The 5,613-nt window shown below is 56.2% G+C and carries 2 protein-coding genes; both read right to left on the bottom strand.

Annotation, left to right across the window (positions count from 1 at the left end; all coding sequences use genetic code 11):
- On the bottom strand, positions 1–849 hold an 849-nt coding region (locus HMPREF2975_RS07140), incomplete at its 3' end, for a YPDG domain-containing protein (RefSeq protein WP_227469314.1).
- 28 nt (positions 850–877) lie between these two features.
- Positions 878–5,308 carry a G5 domain-containing protein gene (locus HMPREF2975_RS07135; RefSeq protein WP_070726783.1) on the bottom strand — a complete coding sequence of 1,477 codons (4,431 nt, stop codon included), beginning with the start codon at positions 5,306–5,308 and terminating at the stop codon, positions 878–880.
- Positions 5,309–5,613 lie beyond the last annotated feature (305 nt).

Below are 5,613 nucleotides of genomic sequence, written 5' to 3'. Positions count from 1 at the left end.
GACGATAACTACGATCTTGTCACCAGGCTTAGCGTTGTCGTCGATGTCAACAACGAGGTTGCCGTCGCCATCGATTTTTGCCTTGCCGGGGCCGTCGGTGTTGACCGTCGTACCGTCCTCAACAGGGCCGCCATCGTTCGGGATTACGACCTTGCCACCCGGTTCGCCAGAGCCGTCCTTCCAGTCCGGAGTCTTGGTGTCAGGTTTCTCAACAGTCACAGTAACTTCAACCGTGTCCGTCGAGTCATCCGGGTAGGTCACAACAACCGGAACATCAAACTCCTCAACAGTGTCCTTATTCAGCTTCGACCCATCCGGGAACGTAACCGTAATCTCACCAGTGTTCTCATCGATCGTCACTACATAGCCCTCAGGAGCCTTGTAATCACCAATCGAGAACTTCGAACCCTCAGGAACATCTACACCCTTACCATCCTTACCAGTAAAGGTCGGGGACGACTTGGTCTCCTTACCAGGAACAACCAACTTACCCTCATACGCAGGCTCGTATTCGTCTGATTCCTTGGTCACCAGAACAGTCCATGCGGACACATCGTTACCACCAGAAACTAGAACCACGTTGAAGTAGTCGCCCTTCTTGGCAGTCTCGGGGATATCAAAGGTGCAAGCTGCAACCTGAGCCTTGATGCCCTTGGACTGGTCAAGTTCACAGGTCTTTAAGACTGTGCCCTTGGAGTCACGCCACTCAACCTTCGAAGGCAGAGCTGACAGGTCACCGCTAAACGCAGGAGTAACCGTTACGCCAGGCGCAGCCGGCTTATCCGTTGCATTGTAGTCGGCGGTAATAGTGACCGGAGTGTACGGCATTATGCCGTACACTCCGGTCACTATTACCCTAAGGCTCGCTACTGCTCGTTTAGCGCTGGGAGTTTCGCCTGCGCATCGCGGTGAGGCCTGCGCCTGCCAGTAGCAACGCTGCGGCCGCTGCTAGTGTGCCCTCGACGCTCACACCGGTGCGGGCCAGTGATGAACCGCTCTGAACGCCCGACTTAGCAGACTTGCTGCCCTCAGTGCTCGGAGTAGTCACCTTGTCGCTTGGCGTCGTGCCCGGCGTTGTCTCACCTGGGTTGTCACCAGGTTGCGTCGGGTCAGACGGGTTAGCTGGGTCCGTCGGATCTTCACAGACGCACTTGGTGCCAACGCGTAGCTTGCGCGTTGTCGGATCCTTGATGATCTTCTCGGACGTTTCCGGATCGCCTACCGGCTCTCCATTCTCGAGCTTCCAGGTCTTGGTGATTTCCTTCTCGCCGAATACACCGGCCTGGTCCTCAACAATCTTGCCAACTTCGAGGTTCGGATCGAACTCAATCTCAGTGTCATACGGAGTTTTCTCCGTGTGCTTGTCCGTCAACGTTGTCTGAGTCTTGGCAGGGCCAACCTCAACGATGTGCTTAACCGGATCGCTGATCTTCTCGGAGGAATCCTTCTTGGAGACCTCCCCGTTCTCAACATTCACCGTGACGGTGTGCTTGATCTCGCCCTGCTTGCCTTCCTGAACAACCTTGGTTTCACCAGGCTTCAGTTCAGGGTTGACCCGCACCTCGACCTCGAACGGAGTCTTTTCCGTCCACTCAACCATGGTTGAGGCAGGCTTGCCCTTGGTGCCGACCTTGATGATCTTCTTGACCGGCTCCGCCACGCGCTTGGTTTCGGTCTTGGTATCCACAACCTGCGAGTTCTCAATGGTCCGGGTAGTGGTTACCTTATCCTTGCCAAGAACACCTTCCTGCACGGTTTCCTGCTTGCCAGCATCCATCGTGTCATCGAAGATGATCTCGGTTTCGAACGGAACATCCACCTCGTATTCGGAGGTCTCAGTGCCGGTGGTCTTGGTGCCAACGCGAATGATCTGCTTGACCGGCTCTGCAGTGCGTTTGGTGTCGACCACTGGATCACCGTTCGGCTTTCCATCAACAAGCTTCTGCGTCGAGGTTACGGTGTCCTCGCCAAGCTTTCCTTCCTGGTCAACCTTCTGTTTACCAGCTGCCAGAGTGTCGTCGAAGACAACTTCAGTCTCAAACGGGACAGGCTTCTTCACCGTGGTGACCAGTTCGCTAGCACCCAAGCGTGGACCGTACTCGATGATGCGAGGCTTCGCATCCTTGGTGGTCTGTTCCTCTGCAACCTGAGCCTCGGAACCCTTAGCGGTGAACTTAGCGGTGTAGGTCTTCTCGCCGTTCTCACCTTCCTGGACAACCCTTGTCTCACCAGGGGCTAGATCCGGGTTTTCGCGAACCTCGGTTGGGTACGGGATCGGAACCGTCCAGGTCACGTCCTTGGCGCTCTCAGCAGGCTTGGTACCGACGAGGACAACCTCGTTGACCGGCGCCTTGGTGCCCTCCCACGTGCCGTCCGCGTTCATCTTCTCAGCGCCAGGCACGCCCTTAGTTTCAACCTTGTACTCGCCGGCAGGAATGGTGTCGTCGTACTTGTACTCGACCTTGAACGGGACTTCACGCTCCGGAACTTTAACAACGTTGACCACAGCGGACGTGACGTCCTTAGAACCGTCCTCATAAGTCACGGTTACGGGAACCTTGACCTGGTCACCCGGCTTCGCGGTCTTAGGCGCGGTGGAGATGACGTGGCCATCTTTATCCAAGCTAACGATCCAGTCGCCGTTATCAGTCTTCAGCGTGTAGGTCGGGTTGCCAAACTCGTTCGTGTCGCCGGTCGGAGTGATGTGCTCCGGTAACGGAGCAATCTCGTAAGGCTTGTTCTCAGCAACCTTGATGTCTTCCGGCTTTTCGATTGCCAGCGGCGATGTCACCGTGTCGCCCGGGTACACCGTCTTCGGCGGGATAACCGGGTTGGACTCCCAGTTGTTCATCAACTTCACCACTGTGGTTACAGGAACCTCGGTGGTCAGACCGCCAGGCGCATTCACCTTGACAGTAACGGTGTTCTTGTCACCCGGCTTCGAATTGGCCGGCGGAGTGGAGGAAACCACACCGGTATTAGGATCGATAGTGTACTTCCAGCCGTTATCCGTGGTCTGCGTCAGCACGGGCTTGCCGTCCGCGTAGCCGAACGAGAACGTGGAGCCGTCTGGAGCACCATCAACATGGTGGTCGACGGCCTGATTCGGCCCGGTCACCTGGACGTCGTATGACGCTTTCAAGTCACCCTTGATGACGACGACAGTGCCTATAACCGTCTGCGGCTTCTGCTTGCCTTCCTCACTGTAGTGGGCCTGGACGGGAACGTTCAGGATGTCGCCTTCCTGCGCTCCCTTCGGAATCGTGGTTGTGATCTCGCCAGTCTTCTCGTCGACGTAAACGGTCCATGTCTTACCGTCCTTGCTGGTAAGAGTGGTTTCGTTCGTGCCGTCTTCGAAGGTGTAGCGCTGCGGCGCCTCATCTGACGTGTTACCACTCAGACCGCGCTCCGGGATTTCCGGAATAAGGCTGACGTTCGCGTTTGGCTGCCCCGCAACCGTGTCATAGTTCGGGATCTTGATGTCCACGATCGCCTGGAACTGGACCTCGATCTCATCCGTGGTCTGGTCCGGGTAGGTAGCTTTGAGCTTCGGCGTAATAATCGTGCCCGGGACAACGGTGTCATCTGCCTTCGCGGTGACCTTACCGGTCTCATCGACGGTCACGGTCCAGCCGGCTGGAATGGTGGCTGGGTCGATCTCGAACTTGGCCGGGTGGACAGGCTCGTGGCCCTTCATGATGGACCTAGTGCCCACCTGGGACGTGATTTCCTGGTTGAGTTTGCCCTTGGACAGGCCCGGGCGTACCAGGTCGGTCACCTGCGTGTTGTTCGGATCAACAACTACCATAAGCTGTAGCACGTCAGTGGAGCCGTTAGAGTACTCCACCGTGATCTTCGGCTGCGCGAAAGCACCCGGTTTCGGGTTCTCTGGAGCAGTGACGGTGACGTTGTAGTCACCGTCCATCTCAACGGTCCAACCCTCATAGACGTACTTCTCGTCCAACTCGACCTTAGCCTCGAAGCCGCCGTCAGCCTTCTTCTTTTTCAGTTCCTTAATCAGATCAGGGGTCTGGGTGAAGACGACCTTCTGCGGCGCAGTAGCCAACGGGCCAGTTTCGCTATCGACGCCAGAGATGATGGAGGCATCGGTCTTGTCATACTGCGGATTGTGATACTCGGTGTCGTCCAGAGAGAACGCCTTGGAGTCGATGACGTTTGCCTTGTTGTAACGGCTCAGCGAGTTGGAGCTTTCGAACGCTTTAGGTTCTCCATCCGGGTCGTTGTTTTCGCTAGCAGCTTGCAGCTGGTCCACGCTACGCGGCTTTGCCAGAACGGAAAAGTTCACGTTCTTGTCAGTGGCCAGGCCCGTACCGCGGTACTCAGGCCAGGTGAAGAAGATCTCGCCGGTCGTTTCGTCGATACGCGGGTTCTGAGTACCACCGGACGCCTCCGTGTCCGAGGTGCCGATGAATTTGCCGTTGCCGTCGTAGGCCTCCACGACCATACGGGACATTGAGTCATCCATACCCTGGCCGCTCACAGCCGGGATGTTGATCTTACCGACCTTGGTCTCTTCGCCTGGGACGATCACGTGCTTCTCAAAGCTTTCCCAAGACACCGTAATCGGGTTACATTCGATGTTCTCGCTTGGCCACGGATTCACAACTGCGGAGAAATAAACACTGCTGCCTTTCGTCGCTTTGGCACCACCTGGCGAGGTATTTTCCTGCGTGTAGTCACTCTTCCACGCGTAGCGCACGGGATTTTCGGAACCAGCCTGCGCGTACTGACTTACCTTATCTTCCGTCAAGTCCGCTACAAGCACAAGGGCCCTTTGAGCCCCTTTTCCGGTAATCTGAATGTCTTCATCGGCCTTGTGGGTAACCAACCCATCACCGTCGAAAAGGACCTTGCCAGCGTCCAGAGAAGACACAGGAGCCGCATTCAAAAACGCGGAGAGGCGACCCGAATTAGTAAAAATCCAATCAGCGAACGTGCGGTCCTTCGAGTTATCGAAGGAAAGACTCAATCCCCAAGCGGTCTTAGAAGGGCTGGTGGCGCTCGGTTCCAATGTATTCCAAGTGAAGCCTGCCTGACTGCCAGACGGGGCCGAGTCTTCAACAACACATGAACCGGCCGGCAAGTCCGAGGCCAGCTGAGCATCCTTCTCAATCGCTCCGGATTTTTCGCGGATGCCGCCGGTAAATGGTGCCGCAGCAGCTGACTGCGGGGCGATAAAGCTTGGTGCAACTCCAAGCGCGCTTCCTACCAAAGCTACGACTGATAGCGTAACCCAAGAACGACGCAAAGCGCGTTTTGGTTCGGTGGCGGGTTGTGGCATACGCATGTATTTTCCTTCCTCCAACTAGTCCTGGGACATTCTGGAAGTCTCAATGGCCCCAATGAAGTCAGTATTGACTTGTGGCCGCCCATATCCTCCGACGCACTATGACTTCGTTCTCGTCCGTGGGGCACCCGTATACTATACCATTCGCGGACAACGGCTTTACAGGCGAGTGTATACACTACGCAGGCGATATTACGCACTGTATGGGACGAATAGCCTATTGACCTCTGTCCCGGTAGCACGCCTGTGGTTTGAGGTTTTATGTGAGTAAGGGGGTGAGACCGTTTAAGGTCTCACCCCCGTAC

It is taken from the genome of Actinomyces sp. HMSC065F12 (assembly GCF_001814535.1).
In the GTDB taxonomy this organism is placed as follows: Bacteria; Actinomycetota; Actinomycetes; order Actinomycetales; family Actinomycetaceae; genus Pauljensenia; species Pauljensenia radingae_A.
Note: the sequence above shows the minus strand (reverse complement) of the source record. Positions and strands in the feature narration are given on the sequence as shown.

Excerpts from the sequence above, each read along its gene's own strand:
- HMPREF2975_RS07135 (WP_070726783.1), bottom strand. The coding sequence starts at position 5,308 with ATGCGTATGCCACAACCCGCCACCGAACCAAAACGCGCTTTGCGTCGT.